Raw genomic sequence first — 19,321 nt, 5'->3', positions numbered from 1 at the left:
TTCTACATGGAAAACATGAATCTCAATAAACACATCTCAGGCCAATTTAATGCCGAGTTAGATGATATTCGTAATCGCGTTCTAACGATGGGGGGCCTGGTTGAGCGTCAGCTAGAACAGGCTTTGAATGCGTTATCAGCTCTGGATGGTGAATTGGCCCAGAAAGTGATTGCAGGCGATCATCAAGTGAATGGAATGGAAGTGGCCATTGATGAAGAATGTGCGCGTATTATCGCAAAACGTCAACCTGCAGCCAGTGATTTACGCTTGGTGATCTCGATTACAAAAACCATTACCGATCTAGAGCGTATTGGTGATGCTTGTGTTCGAATAGCAAAAACAGCCTTAGATAAAAGACTTAAAAATCAACAGCCTTTGTTGGTTAGCATTGAAAATATGGGACGGCATGCCACCCGTATGTTGCATGCGACATTAGATGCTTTAGCGCGTATGGATGCGGAAGTTGCGCTGGAGTTACATAAAGAAGACTCAAAGTTAGATCGTGAATATGAAGGCATTATTCGTCAGCTGATGACTTATATGATGGAAGATCCCCGTGCGATTCCAGAGGTGCTTGATGTACTTTGGGCTGCCAGAGCGGTCGAGCGAGTTGGGGATAGATGTCAAAATATCTGTGAGTATATTATTTATTATGTTAAAGGTAAGGATGTTCGTCATACCTCTTATGAAGAAATGGAAAAAGATCTCGACTTATAACAGAATTGACGATTTGAATAGCGCTCTTATTACACCCTAATTTACGTGTTTTGGCTTGTTAAAAATGTTACTATCGTTACAGGATAGAATGGGAAATAATGCGATGTCTACAGGTCAAAGTAAATTAGATAAGGTGCTGGCTGAAGCCAGAGAATATAAAGCCAAACGTGAAACGGGTTACCGAGAGCAAGCTTTAAAGCTTTACCCTTGGGTATGTGGCCGTTGTACTCGTGAATTTACACATTCAAATTTACGTGAGTTAACGGTTCATCATAGAGATCACAATCATGACAACAATCCGTCAGATGGTTCAAATTGGGAACTTTTATGCCTTTTTTGTCATGATAATGAACACTCTAAATTTGAAGAGTTGATCCAATATGGATCAACCACTGAGACCAAAGTGGATGCGGCAACGTATAATCCTTTTGCCGATCTCAAGAGTATGCTCAATAAAAAATAATGGCTTTTGAAAAGCGTTTGATATTTCATTTCAGGCGTTTTTCAGCTGCTAACCACTTTTTTCGGCTGATAAGTTGGGTATTTTCTCCGCCTTGCATTTGATTTTTTCGATGAGGAAGCTTCGCAATAATTTGACTTTTTTGTTTGTTGCTTGCACCGCTCCAAGCCACAATTTCATCAATGTGGCGAAAACACCCCATACAATAATCATTTTGGTCTAAGCCACAATGCGCTACGCAGGGTGAGTCGACTTTTGTTTTGCTCAATCTGAAAACCTTATGCGATAAAGAGTGACTGCCGAGCAGTTTATCATTTTCTGTTTGGTGAGGGCTATACCCAAGTGGTTTGATTTGATAAACACTAAGCAACCTGTAATTTAAGTCGCTTAGTGTTAAAGATACAGACAGATGTTAATAAACTTAAGCAAAAACAGCGTTATTCTTTGTCACCGTGATCTGGTACACAATAGGTTGCCCAAGGTAAATAAACAGGCACTTGTCCTGCAGGGCAAGGTCTGACGTCTTCCACAATGTCTTCAATGGCCTCAGCGAGCCCTGAAAGATCGGAACCCACATGAAGTACGTCTCCTCCAGTAGCCTCAGCTAATCTTTCGCCCGGTGTCGCTGCCACTGCCATTTTAGCTTGCTGTAGACTCACTGAGAGAGGCTGCTGCATCTGGTGATCCATGATTGTCTTTTCGCTTCCCATGATTGAAGGTAAGGCATTGGGTTCAACTTGATAATAAATCACATTTTTAGATATCATGGCAGTAAGAGCACTATCAAAATCCGCTGGGGGATTGATGACACCACTGTAGGGATAATTGGGTTCAAAAGGTTCATTATGAAATACGGCGGGTGTGGTAAAATGGATGACGATTGAAGGTGAGTTATCATTAAATCCTGTGTTGGTTGGGCTGATATCACCTTGGTCTAAAAAGCTACCATTATTATTAAGATCTCGCCCGTGACCTGTGGTGACTTGGTACAGTGCTTCTAATTGTGATTCGGGTCCGTCACCTCCCCAGCCTGAATCTAAGTTATTGAGCGCTAAAATAAAGGGCTCTGTATTACTGTCAAGCTGTGCGTCGAGACGATAGGCATATTCATCTGTACCACCGTATGGTGAAAACGGAAAATCCAAATGAGAAGCCAATGAAAAGCGGGTATGGGGATCGGCTAGACGGAATTGATCAATGACTTCTTCTTGCATTCGCGCTTGCCAATTAGGCAATAATGCACCTGTGCTGCCGGTTGTGTCTATGATGATCACAACATCAAGGGCATTGGCGACAGGGGAGGTTAATAAGACCGTACAAAGTGTGGTGCAAGCCAGAGCTGTTTTGGTTAGAGCGCTAACCGCTTTTGTTCCTTTAAAAAGCATTTCCATAATGAATCCTAGTCCTTTAGTTATGGTAAGTTTGGTATTAACTTGAAATATCCGACTTATCCTTATCAGATGATGACTTATTATTGGGGATATCCATACCATCCGATAATAAGTGTTATTTCGAGACTTATATTAGAGACAAGTTAATTAATTATCTATTATGCTTTTGGCTGTTTTTTTATCACCTGAAAGTAGGATGACGATTCTTGTCTTCTGAGCGGCTTTTTATTGGTATAATGTAGGCGATAATTGATTATTAAGGAGCGCTGAGGTTAGTGCTACAGCATACGGGTTTTCAAGGTCATTTTTTCCAACAGCAGTTAGCAAATCTTGACCGCTTTCTTTATGACAGTCGAGCGTTATGGCAAGTCGTGGCGTTTCAGCAAGACGATTTACCTTGGCAAGATAAATTTCCGACATTAGCGGAGAAAGTCTGGCAATTGGAGGACTTCACGTTAGAGATTATCGATAAGTCACCTGACTTATTACTCAGCACACTATTACCTGCACTAGAGCAAGATTGTAGGTTGTCTGATCTGCAATGGGATTTATCTTTATTGAGTCAAATGTTAATCCCACTTAAGCCAGCAACTGAGATGAATCAAACATGGGCTGCTTTTGCGGATGAAGCTCATTTTAGTGCGCATATAAAAGGACGAAAATGGCACCAAATTACCGCGTTTACTCAGTCAATATCTGACACTGTATTCAATAATCAATATCCGGTGCTTGAGTGGTGTGCGGGCAAAGGGCATTTAGGTCGTCTCATTGCTAAGACGCAAGAAGTGAGCGTATTGAGCATTGAATGGCAAGAGGACTTATGTCGCGCTGGTGAAGCATTTGCTCAGCAATGGGTATTGCCACAACACTTTATTTGTGCCGATGCTTTCACAGAAGGGCGAGCTTATATTAAACAGCAGCAGTGTGTGATTGCCTTGCATGCTTGTGGCGATCTGCATGTTAATTTGTTGCAATCTGCGGCTGAAGTGCAAACAAAAGAAATTGCGTTTTCTCCTTGTTGTTATCATTTAATAAAAGATAAAACTTATCAAGCACTCTCTAAACAAGCCCAGCAGAGCTTTTTACAGCTTAGTCGTCATGATCTGCAATTACCGTTACAGCAAAGTGTCATAGCCAGTGGTAAGCAAAATGACTATCGTTTGCAAGAAATTGCTTGGCGATTAGGTTTTGATACTTTGCAAAGAGAGGTGAGGGGAGTCAATACGTATCTTCCAGTACCGAGCATCAAGCAAAGTCAGCTTAATGGCACGTTTAATGACTTTTGTTTGTGGGCGGCGAAGCAAAAAAATGTCGTGTTACCAGATGAGCTTAACTTTGAAGCGCTGTTAAAGAAAGGCTATGCGCGCCAACGATTAACCAGGCGAATTGATTTGGTTGCTCATTTATTTCGTGGCGTATTAGAACGCTGGCTGTTGCTGGACAGAGTATGCTTTTTACAAGAAGCGGGTTACCAAGTGCATTTATCTCGATTTTGTGACGCCAGTATTACACCACGTAATGCTTTGATTACGGCTTCAAAGTCGCTTTAGTTTCTTTACTTCTTTTGTGTTAGGTAAAAAGAGTGGCGCCTAAGTGAATTCTGCATCTTGAAGTATCACGGATATACCGTGATAAAGCGTGTTTGAAAAAGATAATTAATTGTTTAATTTTTATGCGAAATGCGTCAATAGAAAGGAGCCGTTCATCGTATTATTAGATACTTTTTCGTGGCAGGATGCTTGATGATGATTTTTACTGGGCTTTATTTGAGGTTTTTATTGAAACATTCCTTTTTTCTTGGTCAAATGGGCGGTTATCAGTAAATAATTAAGGTATTGGCTAAAATGAAGTTGATACTGGTGAGTGAATAATAAGATTTCATGAAATATTCCCGCGTTTTTATCAATAGTCTGGCCTATGAATTGGCTCCGGAAGTGGTTTCTACTGCCGAATTAGAGTCTCAATTAGCCCCTCTATACCAGAAGTTTCGAATTCCTATGGGACAACTAGCCGCCTTAACGGGAATTCGAGAGCGTCGTTGGTGGCCAAAAGGGCATCGCCTTTCTGATGGTGCTTTAGCTGCCGCACATAAAACGCTGATAGAAACAGGCGTTGAAGTGGATGATATTGGTGCACTTGTTTATACCGGAGTTTGCCGAGATCAGCATGAACCTGCTACGGCTTGCCGCATCGCAGCCGAACTCGGCATGTCTAAAAATACGGCTATTTATGACATCAGTAATGCATGTCTTGGCGTGTTATCTGGCATATTAGATATCGCTAACCGCATTGAACTTGGGCAAATAAAAGCAGGCTTAGTGGTCTCTTGTGAGTCTGCTCGCCATATTGTGGATATTACCATTGATAAAATGTTAGCTGAGCCGACAATGCAAAATTATGCTCAGTCGCTAGCGACCTTAACGGGAGGGTCTGGTGCGGTTGCGGTGTTATTGACTGATGGTAGCTTACCGTTAACAAATCAACGCAGCCATCAGCTATTAGGGGCGAGTCACTTATCGGCTCCTGAGCACCATGACTTGTGTCAATGGGGGTTAGAAGAAGCTGGGCCACAACTTTATCGTGAATTCATGCGAACAAATGGTGTGAGTTTGTTAAAAGAAGGGGTCGCACTTGCTCGTCAAACTTGGGATCATTTTTTAAGTCAGCGACAGTGGTGCGTTGAGCAAGTGGATAAAGTCATTTGTCATCAAGTGGGTGAATCAAACCGTAGGCAAGTACTAAAAGCATTGAACATTTCACAAGATAAAGAGTTTCCAACTTATCAAACCTTAGGCAATATGGGCACGGTATCTTTACCTGTGAGTGCAGCGATGGCTCATGATCAGGGCTTTTTAAATAAAGGAGATAAAGTGAGCTTTTTAGGAATAGGAAGTGGGCTTAATTGTATGATGTTAGGGCTCAAATGGTAGTCTGAAATAAGGGAAGATAATCGTACGTGTAATAGCCTTTAGCTTAATAACCGTATACCCTTTTCACATAATGAGTATTTGTACAATAGCGTTAGCTCATCAAGACAGAATGGTTTTTAATGCGCTAATGTATATCAGTAAAATGAGTACAATAGGACACACATGTTAGAAAATTTGCACCCGTTTAAACGTCATTTCTTTGATAGAAATGGCCAGCAATTACACTTTGTCAATGAAGGCGCTGGCGACCCTGTGGTCATGGTTCATGGAAATCCCAGTTGGTCATTTTATTACCGAGAATTGATTTCTAAATTAAGTGAAGAATATCAATGTATTGCACCTGATCATATTGGGTGTGGTTTATCTGATAAACCCAGTGATATTGATTATGATTATACGTTAAAAAGCCGCATTGATGATTTAGAAGCGTTATTGGATAGCTTAGGTGTCGTAGAGAATATCACTTTAGTGGTGCATGATTGGGGGGGAATGATCGGTATGGGTTATGCCGCACGTTATCCTGACAGAATTAAACGTTTGGTGGTGTTAAATACTGGTGCTTTTCATTTGCCAAAAGATAAACCGTTTCCTTGGCCATTATGGATTTGCCGTAATACATTACTAGGCACGGTATTGGTGAGAGGTTTTAATGCGTTTTCGTCTATAGCTTCTTACGTAGGAGTAAAAAGAACACCGATGGCACCGGCTATTCGTAAGGCTTATGTGGCGCCGTTTAATTCTTGGGCTAATCGGATTTCAACATTACGTTTCGTACAAGACATTCCACTGGTCAAACACGATCGTAATTATCGATTAGTGTCTGAGATCAGTGACAGTTTATCGCAATTTAAAGATATTCCTATGGTGATTTGTTGGGGATTAAAAGATTTTGTTTTTGATAAGCATTTTTTAGCTGAGTGGCGAGAACGCTTTCCACAAGCGCAAGTTCATGAGTTTGCAGATTGTGGTCATTATATTTTAGAAGACGCGACAGAGGAAGTGGTGGAGCATATTCAGACTTTTATGTCGGCTCATCCTATTAAGATTGATGCCGTGACAGCAGCCTAATGTTAGAGCAAATAAAGTGTTCGAGTGCTGATCGTAAAGTGGACGCAACACCATTGAATAATCATGGTGTTGCTGAGATCAGGGTGAAACAGACTCGAATGAATCTTTGCCGTCATTTGGTCCGGGCCTCTAAAGAAACACCGAAATTATTAGCCGTTGCAGTACAAAAGAAGCAGCGTCATATTCGCAGCATACAGTCATTACTTTATGATGAAATGACCTTTTCTGAGCTGAATTTTAAAAGCGATCATATGGCGTTTGCTTTATTGGCGTATGGGTTAAAGCCTGGTATGAAAGCGGTATTGATGGTCACGCCGAGTATCGATTTTTTTGTATTAACCTTCGCACTTTTTAAAGTCGGTATAATTCCTGTTTTTGTTGATCCTGGTATGGGGGTTAAGAATCTTAAACAATGTTTTGAGGAAGCTCAGCCTGATATTTTTATTGGGATCCCCAAAGCCCATATTGCAAGGCGTATTTTAGGTTGGGGTAAAAAAAGTGTGAAACACTTTATTACTGTCGGCGGTAAGCATATTGGGCGCTATAGTCCCTGGGGGGGAGTCCAGCTTGAGCAATTGGTTAAGCGAACCCCAAAGTCTGGTCGCTTTAGTATGGCTAGGTTTGATGAAGATGAGATGGTGGCCATTTTATTTACCAGTGGTAGCACTGGTACGCCAAAAGGTGTGGTGTATTCTCATGGTATGTTTGAAGCTCAGATCCGTGCGCTAAAAGAGGACTATGATATTCAAGTTGGCGAACGAGATCTCGCGACCTTTCCTCTATTTTCATTATTTGGTCCAGCATTGGGAATGGCATCGATTGTCCCTGATATGGATGCCAGTAAGCCTATTACGGCTAATCCCGCTTTGATTTTTGCTGCAATCGAGCGTTATCAATGCAGCAATATGTTTATTAATCCAGCATTAATCGAACGTTTAGGTCAAGCCGGACTGGCTCAAATACAAGTGACTAAAACCAAAGAGTTGCATAGCTTGTCGAGTATAAAGCGGGTTATTTCAGCCGGGGCACCTGCAACAATCAGTTCTGTGGTGAGATTGGGTCAATTATTACCAGAAAAAGCCAAGATCCTAACATCTTATGGGGCTACTGAATCGTTACCTTTAAGCCAAATTAATCATCATGAATTACTCAAAACGCGTGATGTGACTGATAATGGTGGTGGGATCTGTGTTGGAGAGGCTATTCACGGCGTTGAGATTAAAGTGATTGATATTAATGAACAACCCATAAAACGATGGCAAGAGAGCTTATGTCTCCCACCTTATGAAGTCGGAGAAATTGTGGTTAAAGGGCCTATGGTCAGTCAATCTTACTATCAAAGAGACCATGCGAATACGTTAGCAAAAATTGCAGATGTTGATGGGATCCGTCATCGAATGGGGGATTTAGGCTATTTGGACGAGGCTGGGAAATTATGGATGTGTGGTAGAAAAGCACATCGAGTGGTTGTTCAGGCTGATGAAGGCATAAAGGAGTACTATTCCATTCCTTGTGAACGTATTTTTAATACCCATACACGTGTTAAACGGACAGCCTTAGTGGGAGTAGAGCTTGATGGGAATACAGTACCATTAATCTGTATTGAGAGTGAAAATGCATTGACACTTGAGGCGCAAAAAGGGGTGATTGATGAACTTAGATTACTTGCCAGTGAGCATGCAACCACAACAGGCATTACACATTTTTTATTTCATAAACGTTTTCCTGTTGATATACGTCATAATGCTAAAATTTTTAGGGAAAAATTAGCGGTGTGGGCACAACAAAAAATGGTGACTCACAAGTGAAACAGCTAGAGTCAAACACGTTTATTTTTAATGCGCTAGATGCTAAAGAGCAAGATGCGCTGACGCAGTTGAAATCTAAAGTGAAAAGGGTTTTTGTCACTGGTGCAGGAGGGTTCTTAGGTCGAGCAATCTGTGAGCGTTTGATTGCTGTAGGCATTGAAGTGACGGGGTTTGCAAGAAGTGATTATCCTGAGTTAACATCCCTTGGAGTCACCATGATCCAAGGTGATATTGCGGATAAGGCATCACTGATATTAGCGATGGAAGGTTGTGACCTTGTGTTTCATGTGGCGTCAAAAGCGGGCGTATGGGGCAGTAAACACAGTTACTTTAGTGCCAATGTGAAAGGAGCTGAGAATATCATTGCTGCTTGCTGTGAATGTGGGGTTCCTACACTCGTGTATACCAGTACGCCGAGTGTGATATTTTCGGGTGAAGATGAAGTTAATGTAAGTGAAACAAAACCTTATGCTAGTCATTTTTTAAACCACTACAGTGAATCTAAGGCGATTGCAGAGCAAAAAGTGCTAGCGGCAAATGGGTGTGCTTTGAGCGATAAAGGTCAATTATCGACGGTAGCATTAAGGCCACATTTGATCTGGGGACCAAGGGATCCTCATTTAGTGCCTCGTGTGATTGAAAGGGCGCAAAAAGGCAAATTAAAGCTGGTGGGATTACAAGATAAAAAAGTGGATACGCTTTATATTGCTAATGCGGCCTATGCCCATGTATTAGCAGCTATCGCTTTGATTTCGCCTTCAACTGAAAAGCAAGAACAAAATACTCAAGCAGCAGGAAAAGCCTATTTCATTAGTAATGATGAACCTATTTTGATGAGCGATATGTTAAATCGTATTTTGGCCTGCCAGTCATTACCTAAAGTGACAAAGCGCGTTCCAGCCAATATTGCTTATGGAGTAGGAGCGTTATTAGAAGTGATTTATCGTTTATTGAATAAGCAAGATGAACCTATCATGACGCGTTTTGTGGCAAGACAATTGTCCACGCACCATTACTTTAATATTGAGGCGGCTAAGCAAGATTTAGGTTATGAGCCCTTAGTGAGTATTGATGAAGGAATGCTGAGATTAACTCATTGGTTGAAGGAATAACAGCTCCTTAACTTAAGGAGCTGTTGATTATGAGAGTTAATTAATATTGAATTACATCACCACAATATTGTAATGAAGTTTGCCTGTCTTCAGCTTGATTACTGTGTACGCTGTATATACTGGTAAATGCACCAAATCTGGCAACCAAATTATTAATTGTGTCATAGGTTGATGTCGGTGTGCTATTGCAGTCTTTTGCTGCTGTTCTGTTGCCATCAATGAGCATAGGGCTACAAGTAAAAGAGAAACGACGATCTTCGTAGTGTCCATCATGATAGCTGGATACACCTACAATATATTCTCCTGCTGGACAAGTGTAACTCAGTGGTTGATCGAATTCATTTTGGTAACCACTTGAGTGATCTAGGTTTCGGCTCCGTTCGATAATTTTAGACGTCGAACTCCCCAGACTTTGAGTCTTAAATGAGTGGCAAGTGAATTTGAATATTCGATCTTCATAATGACCATTATGTATGCTGTAAATACCAGTTAAAAACATGTTTGAAGGGCAAATAAAATTTGCACTATTATCATAGTTATTGACAAAACCTGATGTGTAATTACCTGTTTGCTCTAAGGTATAATTCGTTGAGGCATGTGAGCTTAGTGATAACATAGAAGCAAGTAATAGCATGTATTTTTTTTTCATTTAATTTATTCCCTTAATTTTATAGTTAATGTACTCAGTAAAACTGGCTATAATTTAAGCCGTTATCGTCGGCGAAAATATTTTGCAATTGATCTTAACGAATAGCTGATTTATGCAGATGAAGATAATGATAAAAAGTGGTTAAGTTTGATAGTAAAAGATAGTAAAAAGAAATAATTAACATTACTCATTGTTTTTAAATACTATTTTTTTTTCAGTAAAAGAACAGTGATAATACTTATTAAGACATTTGTAATTTTGAGCAGTATAAGTTACATAATAGTCATTTTTTTTTTGTATATTTTTCATAAACTTTCAAATGATTTTGTATCGAGAGGATGAAAAAAATATTTATAACAATATAAAATAGTTGGGTTGAAATGTTTAAATAACGACAGTTGAAATTGAATTAAGGAGTCTTTCTTAAGCGTTATTTGGTTCATCTGGAAAGTGAAGATCTCGCTTCGTGACTTGCTTTAATTCTTAGCTCAAATAGCGTCCAATCCCTGTAATCATAAGCAATTTTAACCATTGTCTTATGCTGATTATTGACACCTTCAACTTTACCACTTGTCATATTTTCATCGTAATAATTCAAGTTCCCAATTTCATTAAGATGATTTTTGAATCAAAGTGGCCAATGAATGTTGACCACTTCTTGTTATTGTTAGTGACCTTCTAAGCTTAAATCGCCAATTGAAATAACCACAACCCCTGAGCGATTGTCATTGTCATCAGTCACTTGTAGGCGATATTGACTGTAATATCCTGGATGAGAAACGGCATAGCAGCGCGCTTCATTACCACTCCAGTTTGTTTCATTGGTACGAGTATCTAACGTCACCCAGCTTGTGCCATTTGAGCCTTGTAAGCTAAAGTCCTTTGGAGAGCGAGTGGTAATACTGCCATTAGTATAATGAATGCGATAATTTTCAATCATTTTTGCTTCAGGGAAGCGATAACCAATCCAAGCTGGTGTTTGCCATACTTGTGATATCCACATTGAAGAAGGGCTATCATCAAATGCGTGCCATGCAGGATAACTGCCACTGTATTCTCCTGAAGCGAAGACATTTAAAGATGGACCAGTTTGTACTGTCGTTTGATCTGGGTAGCTGCCACAGCCACAACGCTCTAATGTGAGTGTACCAATTGAAATAACGACAACTCCGCTACGAGGATCATTATCATCACTGACCACTAAACGATATTTTTTATAGGTGCCAGGGTTTTGTATAACAAAAGTGCGCTTTTCACTACCACTCCAATTTATTTCATTATTACGTTCATCTAACGTATACCATTGGCTGCCATTGGAACCTTGTAACTGAAAGTCTTTTGGCGCACGAGAGGTGATTGAACCATTAACATAGTCAATGGAGTATTGGGTGATTTTCTCTCCTTGATTAAACTCATAGCCAATCCAAGCGGGTGTTTGCCAGACCGGTGAAATCCACATTGAACTGGCGTTACTATCAAAGGCATGACTGGCTGGATAACTATTACTGTAAACGCCTGAAGCGGTGATCATACTTGGATTTGGCACCTCTGGAATGATATCATCACATGAAGTGGCTTGAGCTGTTATGGGTAATAATGTCACACCAATACTGAGTAGGCCTGTTAATACTTGAGAGTGAATTTTCATTGTATTTATCCTTAAAATGTAATGAAGAAATCAGTTTAAAACGGCATTAAATGAGATGTGATAACCGCTATTTTTGACGGCTAAATATACATCATTACTCCATTTAAGCGGGTTATACGTTATAAACACTTTGTTTGTATTTAAGTTGTTCGATGATCAGATTGGCTGAGGTTGAAAGGTAATGACAGTAAAAAAAGATAAAACGTAGGTAAAAGAATAGTCACCTTATTAATTGATTGATTTTAAATGGTATAAATATTTTTGTGGTCACAAAATAGTCCTATTTTTAATGTTCAATTTGATGCATTAATTGAGAAAATGAAGAGATATAGAGTATGACAAGTGATCGGCTTAGCTTCATTTCAGATAAGAATGAAAAATAACGACATATTGGTACAGCAGCGCTTGGCATAAGGTCAATAAATTGATTTAGTTGAGTAAATGGGGGATTTTGATTTGAAGAAATGGGCTCAATATCCTGTGTAGAAACTTACCCATATGCCCTCAGTGTGATTGGTTAGTTCTGGTCAAAAGATTTGATCACAAAGCGGGCTATTAGTTTAATTTCTTATTTCCGAGTTAAAGTTAGTTTAATATGTGAACCATTGAGACAAAAATGATAAGCAGGGCATTATATCCCTCCTTTGGTTGCAATGCTGTAGCAGTGTCTGGTATTACCTTGCCGGTATAAGTTATTAACTTCACTGTTAGTTAATTGTCTATGGTAAAGATTAACAGCCCCAATAGCGCCTTTGAATAACCCTGTTTTATAAGAAGAGCGACTGCCGATCCTAAGAGGTTTATCATTTTCGAGTGATGTCATTCTGTCAGTAGGATCTGCAGTAGCGATAAGTTGTCCATCTAGATAGAAGTGCATTCCTTGAGGATGATCACGATCAATCGATACAGCGACATGATGCCAGTTGCCATCGGCAATGAACCCTCCTGAATGATAAAGGCTACAAGAGGAGTGAGGCTCTAAACAGTGCCAAGTACCATCGCCTGTTGCAAGCTGAAAAGAAAATTGGCCTTCATCAATATATAAAACATAACCTTTGACATCTTTTTCTTGGTTTTCATAACGTTTATCAACAATGACACGCTGTTTCATTGAATACGTTTGGATCCAAGTATCAATAGCAAAATCCTCTTCTTGTATGTCGAGTCTATTTTGATCATTAATTTCGATGTAATCATCAAGTCCATCGAGGCAAAAAGCCAGATCGGATTGTTTTTTTGCCAGCCGAATACTGTTGTCGATACTGACATCTAAGGTTGTTTGATTTGTGCTTTTAATCGAAATAAAAGCAACACTGAGTAAGCTTGCTATTATCGTTAAACTGATGAAAGCATATTGGTGTAGAGAAAAATATTTTGGGGGATTTTTTTGAGGCTGGTTACTCATCCAAACTAACGGTGCGCGAATAAAATAGCCTTGTCCTCGTTGGTTTTGTATTGTAATACTGCTTTGAAAGGGAGCTAATGATTTGCGTAGTATACTTATTCTTTGTTTAACATTATCTTCTCCTGTGACAATATTTTGCCAGACGAGTGTGAGTAATCGTTCACAAGATAAGGGCATGGGTGAATATAAGAGCAATATTTTTAGCAAGTTAAAAGATAATCCTGACAATATCACTTCAGTGTGATGATGAAAGACTTTTTGCTTTTTAAAGCAGATATAGAGCTCGCCAGCTTTTACACCACTGACACTTTTTTCATCGATGGGGTGTCCTTGTAATATTGCTTGTTGCATGGCTGATTCCTTTCAGTAATGCAGTTGTATATTTTAGTTGTGTAAGTATTCAATGTAGGTGTTATGGAGTCAAGTTGAACGCCATTTATTCTGGATTATTTAATGCAGCACTGAAGCCTTCTTATTGGTTTGTTATAAGAATGGATAAGCTACTCTTGTAGATTGAATTGATTACTTTAGTGTTTCGCAATCAACAGTGGTTTCCTCTATTGACGATAAGTTAGTTTGATTTATTTGATGTAAAGTAGAAAAGACTCTTAAAAATTGAACTTTTTACTCAACATTAATAAAAGTTTAATAAAAAGTTCAATAAAATGTAAAGGTGTAATGGTTCGTCATTACTGCTTATGTAAAAAATAATACACTCAATGTAGCGCTCTAAGCAGTTTTTATAACTAGTATTACTCTACTTTTTGATATAATGCAATACGTTAATGAATTATTAGAATAACATATATTAATAATATATTGTTTATATGGGTTTACACTAATTTACATTTATATTCATGTAGTTAGCTTTATATTTCATTATTTTACTTTATTTGATGACAGTTAAAAATAGCCGCTAATAAGCTGTTTTATTTTAGCGTGATAAACCAGAATTTATGTGATTTCCCATTTTAAACAAGTATCAAATATAAAATTTTAGGTTTTTATGTCTTTTTTTAATTGATTCTATATGAAAATGTGGTGATTTTTATCGCATTTACATTGATATAACATACAGGTAGATTTGAATGACAGATTAAAGAGGATCGTGAATTGAGTTTATGCAGTATATTCAAATGACTTGAAGGTTCAGGAACAAGTTGATAATAAAAATACGTTTTAGGAAAGGTTGTTTATTTATTGAATAATGATCTTTCTATTATCTATGATGTTTAGACGAATTGATGGCTTAGTGCTACTAAGTTGATACTCTAAGATGCGGCTTAAAAGTTTTTTAATAATAAGGAGCAGTTCATTGAGTAATAGGTAAGGCCTTTATTCAGGATTGTTTCATCTTAAAAGATAATCGTATCGGTTTATTAATCATGGTAAGGGCTATGAAAATTTATTTGTTGATAAGTTATATTATTAGCTAATTTTACCATTTGTTTTATGTTCGATTAAATAAATGCAGTTTTGTGAATAGTGTAAACGGTAAATAATAATCTATATTATCGTTCTGAGTAAGGAATACAGTAATGAAGAAACAATCTTTGATTGCAGTGAGTGTTATTGCGGCCATTTCGGTTGGCTTATATTTCTATCAATTAAATGATAATAATATATCAGAAAGTCAAGTCGCTTCTAAAATAAACATGAATAAACCTGTATCTGTAGATATAAAACCTGAAAAGAAATATTTAAAAAATAATGAGAGTTTACAAAAAAAACAATTATCCAGTGAAGTACAGATTGATAATGTTGAACCAAGTTATGTCGATAGTTTAATGTTTGTTTCATCAAAAGAGGCTGAGGATGTGTTAAAAGCTTCAGGTAAATTACGAGAAAACCTTGAAGGAGAAGTGTATTTAAATATTAATGCTCAAGAGCTATTGTCACTGAACACTGGAGATACTTTTCGATTAGACATTCCTGAGTTAGATATGTTTTATGATATTGAAGTGAGTAATGCATACGAAGATCAATTTGGTAATAAAACCATTGAAGCAAATTTACCTGATCAAGATATGACGTATAGTTCTGTGCTTACAATAAATGAACGTGCTATTTATGCCAATATCGCTACACCAGATGGAATATATGTCATGCAAGGAAATGGTCAGTATGCTTGGATGGCTGAAACCAATGATTTAAGTCGTGGTGTCATTATGGACTCTTTTGAAAATAATACTGCAGATAACTCAAATGTTCATGATCATCAAGAAGTCACTCAACCTATGATAAGTGGTACTCATAAAGAAATAATGAATACTCAATAATAAAGTTAATTCTCTTAATTAAATTAATATCGATGTTCGACGATGAATGTTTATATAAGTAAACCTAAAGAGCATAAAGTAAAGAAGTAAAGAAGTAAAGAAGTAAAGAAGTAAAGAAGTAAAGAAATAAAAGTCTATTAATAAAAATCAATATATAAAAACAAATTAACGGAGAATATTATGATAAATGTTATCACAAAAAAGGCATTATTAGGGTTATCAATCTCAGCACTATTATCGACGTCAGCATTAGCAACAGATGTGGTGGTAGGGGCTTATTATACACCCAATGCAGCCAGTAGAAGTTTTGACATTCAAGCTGAAATTTCAAATATGATTGCTACTGCCAATCAATATTATGCTAATAGTGGCTTATCAATTGAATTAAAATTATCGGCTACTCCTTATGAATTAGATCAAGATGTGATTGCTTCTACTTCGAGCTTAAAAAGTATTTATCGAGATTCAACCATTCAAGCCTGGAGAGATGAATATAAAGAAGATTTTGTAGTCGTATTTGGATCCTATGCGCCAGCTGGTAATGGTTTTGTAACGTGTGGCATCGCCGGTGATATATATGGTATGAAGATTTTTCCTTTTGATTACAATAACTATGACAGTTATGCTTTCAATGTTACTGGAACTGATTGTGGTAATACAACGATGACATTTATCCATGAACTTGGACATAATATGGGCTTAGGTCACTCAGTCAAACAAGGTGCGGTAGGTGGGGTCTATGATTATGGTGTGGGTTATGGTGTCGATTATGAATTTTCAACTATCATGGGTTACCCTCATGAATTTAATACGACTAATCAGTTAGCCGTATTCTCTGATCCTGATCGTACATGTACATCAGGTTACGCCTGTGGTCGTAGTGATGCTGATGCGCAAAAAGCGCTGAGTCTCGTTACTAATACTATTGCGGCATTTAAATAAAGCTTAGTTATTTATCGTGTATGATTAAAGGTCCTATTTCTTAGGGCCTTTTTGGTTACATTTCATTATCCTCCTTGATTAATATTATTGTTCTCTTTATCTCCGCATTAAATCTATTGATATTAACACTTCTTTGATGACACAAATTTACATATATTTTTTGTTATTCTCAATTTGATGTGATTAACACCTGTATCTATCTATAGTGCCTTATGTTTGTACTTTGATCTTGATGTAGATTTTAGTCTTGTTCATGTTTTATTTGTCATTTATTTGTTTGTCAAAAAGTTAAATATTGGATTTTCCCCCATCAACCGAATGCAAATGATAACCATTGCTATTACTATTTGTGTCTCAGTAGTATTGCATCGTCAATATATTCAGTATGTGTTTAAACGATATTACTGACTATCAGATCTTGCTCGAGAGTTTTAACATTCAAATAATATAATAAAAGGCGTTACCATGTATAAGGTGTCGGTTAGGCAAAGTCGATATAGATTTAATGCAGTTAAGCGAATAACGGTCCGTATGCTGTTGTTAGGTAATTGTTTATGGTTGAATTTGGCAACAGCTGAAGACAATGTGTCAGAAGTGATAAATGATGAGAGTATTAAAACAACAGAAGTGCCCCACGATAAGATGGAAGTGATAACGGTTAACCCCACAGGACTTATTTCATATGTGAGTGCAAGTGCATCAAAATCGGACATACCGATTATAGAAACACCGTCATCAGTGTCGGTGATCACTGAGCAACGTATGGCAGATTTGGGCTCAACAACGGTTCAAGATGCGCTGGGTTATGTGTCGGGTTTATACAATGGTACTTATGGATATGACAGTCGAGGGGATTGGTCCAGTATTCGTGGTGTCGCCCCAACGCAATATTTAGATGGTATGAAAATGTTGTTTGGCTATTACAATAATACAAGGCCAAGCCCATATACCTTGAGTCAAATTGAAGTATTGAAAGGGCCAACATCTGTACTTTATGGGCAAGGGTCAACTGGTGGGATTGTTAACCTAGTGAGCAAACTGCCAGAAGAAGAGACATCAGGCAGTATTTCGGCTTCAATGTCTAATTATGATGGCTATCAATTATCGGGTGACGCCACTGGCGCACTGACTGATGATGGTTCAGTATTATATCGTGTGATCGGATTGGCGAGAAAGAGTGGTACACAAGTCGACTATGTCGACGATAATAGTTACCTTTTTTCCCCATCACTGACTTTTAATATAAATGATGACACTAAGCTAACTTTATTAGCCAACTTTCAGCAAAATGAAACGGGCTCGACGACACAATTCTATCCCCATGAAGGTACGGTCGTATCTGTGGATAACTCAGTGTCACCTAACTATGGTAATTTTTCGAGTTCCACCTTTATCAGTGAACCTGAGTTCGATCGTTATGATACTCAGTCACAAGCATTGACTACCATGTTAGATCATGATTTAAATGATAACTGGTCGGTACGCGGCGCAATGCGTTATATGAACAGCAGTGCACAATACGATACCATGTATGCAGATTACCTTGAAAGTGATAATAAAACGCTCCATCGCACCGCCTATTCAAGTGATGCGACCTCAAAAACTTGGACATCTGATTTCCGTCTTAATGGCGATATTGAGACTGGACTCATTGAGCATAATCTGGTTTTTGGTGTAGATTATCAAGACTCGACCTATACCAATGTTTATAGCTTTGGCGACGGCGGCACCATTAATGTTTATAACCCGGACTATAGCGCATTTAATGCCAGCACCGATATCGATTGGTTGTCTAAAAATGTTCCTTCAGAAAACAAATTCAAACAATCAGGCGTCTATGCACAAGATGTCATGAAAATTGCCGATAAATTCATTCTTTCAAGCGCATTACGCTACGATTATCTTCAACAGACGAATCTCGATACCAGCTGGCAAGCGCAAGATGCGATCTCAAAAAGTGCTGGACTCATGTATTTAATGGATGCGGGGATCTCTCCTTATATGAATTACAGTGAGTCTTTTGAAGTGGTTAATTTATCGGATGTGGGCAATAATTTGCTCGATCCGGTTACAGGTAAACAAATTGAAGTGGGTGTAAAATATCAACCCCGAGGGACCGATCATTTGATCACAGCAAGTGCATACCGTATTACTCAGAAAAACCGAGTAAATTCGATTTATGACAGTAATACAGGTTGGAGCTACACTCAAATCGGTAAAGCTCTCATTAAAGGCTTTGAGCTAGAAGCGCAACTTGCCTGGGACGAAATTGATGTGTACGCCAGTTATGCCTACACTGACTCTGAAGTACTGGAAAGTGTTAACGCTTATGAAGTTGGTAAACCCTTGGAATCGACACCTGATAATTTGCTATCTGCTTGGGTGACTTATCGTCCGATGCAAATTGATGGATTTAAAGTTGGGCTGGGAGCGCGCTTTGTAGGTAATAGCTATTTTTGGCTGCAAACCCGTGATACTGAAGCCATGGCTGCAAATGGTGATACAGAAGCCATCTATAATGATGCTGAATACGCGAAAACAGGTAACTATGTGGTGGCGGATTTCATGGTGGGCTATGAATTTGCCGATTACGATGTCAGCTTGCATGTTAATAACCTTGAAGATAAGCAAATTGTGACCACTTGTACAAACAGTGGTTCATGTTATTACAATCAAGGTCGCAGTGTTGTCGCCAGCGTAACGTATAAGTTTTAACGCTAGGTAATATTACTGGTTGTTGCATCTTTATTGGATTTTTTAAGCACGTTAGTCCATAGGGCTCACGTGCTTTTTTCATCCGTATTGATTGTTATTTTTAGTTAACCTGAACCCTATGCGAACAGGACTGTTTATCTGTAAACAAATATACAGAGAAGATAGAGTGACATCTGGAATCAAAGCTGGGAATAACG

At 38.3% G+C, this 19,321-nt stretch carries 15 protein-coding genes and 1 pseudogene; 10 read left to right on the top strand and 6 right to left on the bottom strand.

Annotated features, from left to right (window positions below; translation table 11 throughout):
- The first annotated feature begins 6 nt into the window (after positions 1 to 6).
- Both phoU and Q0976_RS10255 read left to right on the top strand, forming a co-directional pair.
- Positions 7 to 717 carry a phosphate signaling complex protein PhoU gene (gene phoU, locus Q0976_RS10260; RefSeq protein WP_299493628.1) on the top strand — a complete coding sequence of 237 codons (711 nt, stop codon included), beginning with the start codon at positions 7 to 9 and terminating at the stop codon, positions 715 to 717.
- Between the two features lie 103 nt (positions 718 to 820).
- The gene (locus Q0976_RS10255) at positions 821 to 1,180 is read left to right on the top strand and encodes a YajD family HNH nuclease (RefSeq protein WP_299493743.1); all 360 of its coding nucleotides are present in this window, start codon (positions 821 to 823) and stop codon (positions 1,178 to 1,180) included.
- A 25-nt stretch (positions 1,181 to 1,205) separates the two neighbouring features.
- Here Q0976_RS10255 and Q0976_RS10250 read toward each other — a convergent pair whose 3' ends face one another.
- Positions 1,206 to 1,445: a DUF1289 domain-containing protein gene (locus tag Q0976_RS10250; RefSeq protein WP_299493626.1), complete on the bottom strand. Its 240-nt coding sequence runs from the start codon at positions 1,443 to 1,445 to the stop codon at positions 1,206 to 1,208.
- A 169-nt stretch (positions 1,446 to 1,614) separates the two neighbouring features.
- The gene (locus Q0976_RS10245) at positions 1,615 to 2,568 is read right to left on the bottom strand and encodes a hypothetical protein (protein WP_299493624.1); all 954 of its coding nucleotides are present in this window, start codon (positions 2,566 to 2,568) and stop codon (positions 1,615 to 1,617) included.
- Between the two features lie 275 nt (positions 2,569 to 2,843).
- Between Q0976_RS10245 and Q0976_RS10240 the strand changes: the two genes are divergently transcribed.
- The 5 genes from Q0976_RS10240 to Q0976_RS10220 all read left to right on the top strand — a co-directional run bounded on the left by Q0976_RS10240 (position 2,844) and on the right by Q0976_RS10220 (position 9,486).
- Entirely contained in the window at positions 2,844 to 4,118 is a 1,275-nt protein-coding gene (locus Q0976_RS10240; protein WP_299493622.1) for a methyltransferase, read from the top strand.
- A gap of 330 nt (positions 4,119 to 4,448) precedes the next feature.
- Positions 4,449 to 5,498, top strand: a complete 1,050-nt coding sequence (locus Q0976_RS10235) for a 3-oxoacyl-ACP synthase III (protein WP_299493621.1) — start codon at positions 4,449 to 4,451, stop codon at positions 5,496 to 5,498.
- 162 nt (positions 5,499 to 5,660) lie between these two features.
- The gene (locus Q0976_RS10230; protein ID WP_299493619.1) at positions 5,661 to 6,566 is read left to right on the top strand and encodes an alpha/beta fold hydrolase; all 906 of its coding nucleotides are present in this window, start codon (positions 5,661 to 5,663) and stop codon (positions 6,564 to 6,566) included.
- A 98-nt stretch (positions 6,567 to 6,664) separates the two neighbouring features.
- The gene (gene oleC / locus Q0976_RS10225; protein ID WP_299493741.1) at positions 6,665 to 8,374 is read left to right on the top strand and encodes an olefin beta-lactone synthetase; all 1,710 of its coding nucleotides are present in this window, start codon (positions 6,665 to 6,667) and stop codon (positions 8,372 to 8,374) included.
- Between the two features lie 59 nt (positions 8,375 to 8,433).
- Positions 8,434 to 9,486, top strand: coding sequence for an NAD-dependent epimerase/dehydratase family protein (locus tag Q0976_RS10220; RefSeq protein WP_299493739.1), 1,053 nt, complete (start codon positions 8,434 to 8,436; stop codon positions 9,484 to 9,486).
- Positions 9,487 to 9,526: 40 nt separating this feature from the next.
- Here the strand turns inward: Q0976_RS10220 and Q0976_RS10215 are convergent, their stop codons facing one another.
- From Q0976_RS10215 to Q0976_RS10205, 4 genes and pseudogenes are all read right to left on the bottom strand, one after another.
- Entirely contained in the window at positions 9,527 to 10,135 is a 609-nt protein-coding gene (locus tag Q0976_RS10215) for a hypothetical protein (RefSeq protein ID WP_299493617.1), read from the bottom strand.
- Positions 10,136 to 10,574: 439 nt separating this feature from the next.
- Positions 10,575 to 10,751, bottom strand: a pseudogene (locus Q0976_RS24185) (transposase); the annotation flags it as partial.
- Between the two features lie 51 nt (positions 10,752 to 10,802).
- Complete coding sequence (locus tag Q0976_RS10210; RefSeq protein ID WP_299493615.1) at positions 10,803 to 11,783, bottom strand: discoidin domain-containing protein; 981 nt, start codon at positions 11,781 to 11,783, stop codon at positions 10,803 to 10,805.
- A gap of 631 nt (positions 11,784 to 12,414) precedes the next feature.
- The gene (locus Q0976_RS10205) at positions 12,415 to 13,539 is read right to left on the bottom strand and encodes a LamG-like jellyroll fold domain-containing protein (RefSeq protein WP_299493613.1); all 1,125 of its coding nucleotides are present in this window, start codon (positions 13,537 to 13,539) and stop codon (positions 12,415 to 12,417) included.
- A gap of 1,187 nt (positions 13,540 to 14,726) precedes the next feature.
- On the opposite strand from Q0976_RS10205, the gene Q0976_RS10200 reads away from it, so the two are divergent.
- The 3 genes from Q0976_RS10200 (at position 14,727) to Q0976_RS10190 (ending at position 19,124) form a co-directional block, all read left to right on the top strand.
- On the top strand, positions 14,727 to 15,467 hold the full coding sequence (locus Q0976_RS10200; protein ID WP_299493611.1) for a hypothetical protein: 741 nt from the start codon (positions 14,727 to 14,729) through the stop codon (positions 15,465 to 15,467).
- A gap of 180 nt (positions 15,468 to 15,647) precedes the next feature.
- A complete protein-coding gene (locus Q0976_RS10195) occupies positions 15,648 to 16,409 on the top strand; it encodes a M12 family metallo-peptidase (protein WP_299493609.1) in 762 nt (253 codons plus the stop codon).
- A 465-nt stretch (positions 16,410 to 16,874) separates the two neighbouring features.
- Positions 16,875 to 19,124 (top strand): TonB-dependent siderophore receptor, encoded by a 2,250-nt coding sequence (locus tag Q0976_RS10190; protein ID WP_299493607.1) that lies wholly within the window; start codon positions 16,875 to 16,877, stop codon positions 19,122 to 19,124.
- Positions 19,125 to 19,321 lie beyond the last annotated feature (197 nt).

This window comes from uncultured Shewanella sp. (assembly GCF_947501665.1).
GTDB lineage: Bacteria > Pseudomonadota > Gammaproteobacteria > Enterobacterales > Shewanellaceae > Shewanella.
Note: the sequence above shows the minus strand (reverse complement) of the source record. Positions and strands in the feature narration are given on the sequence as shown.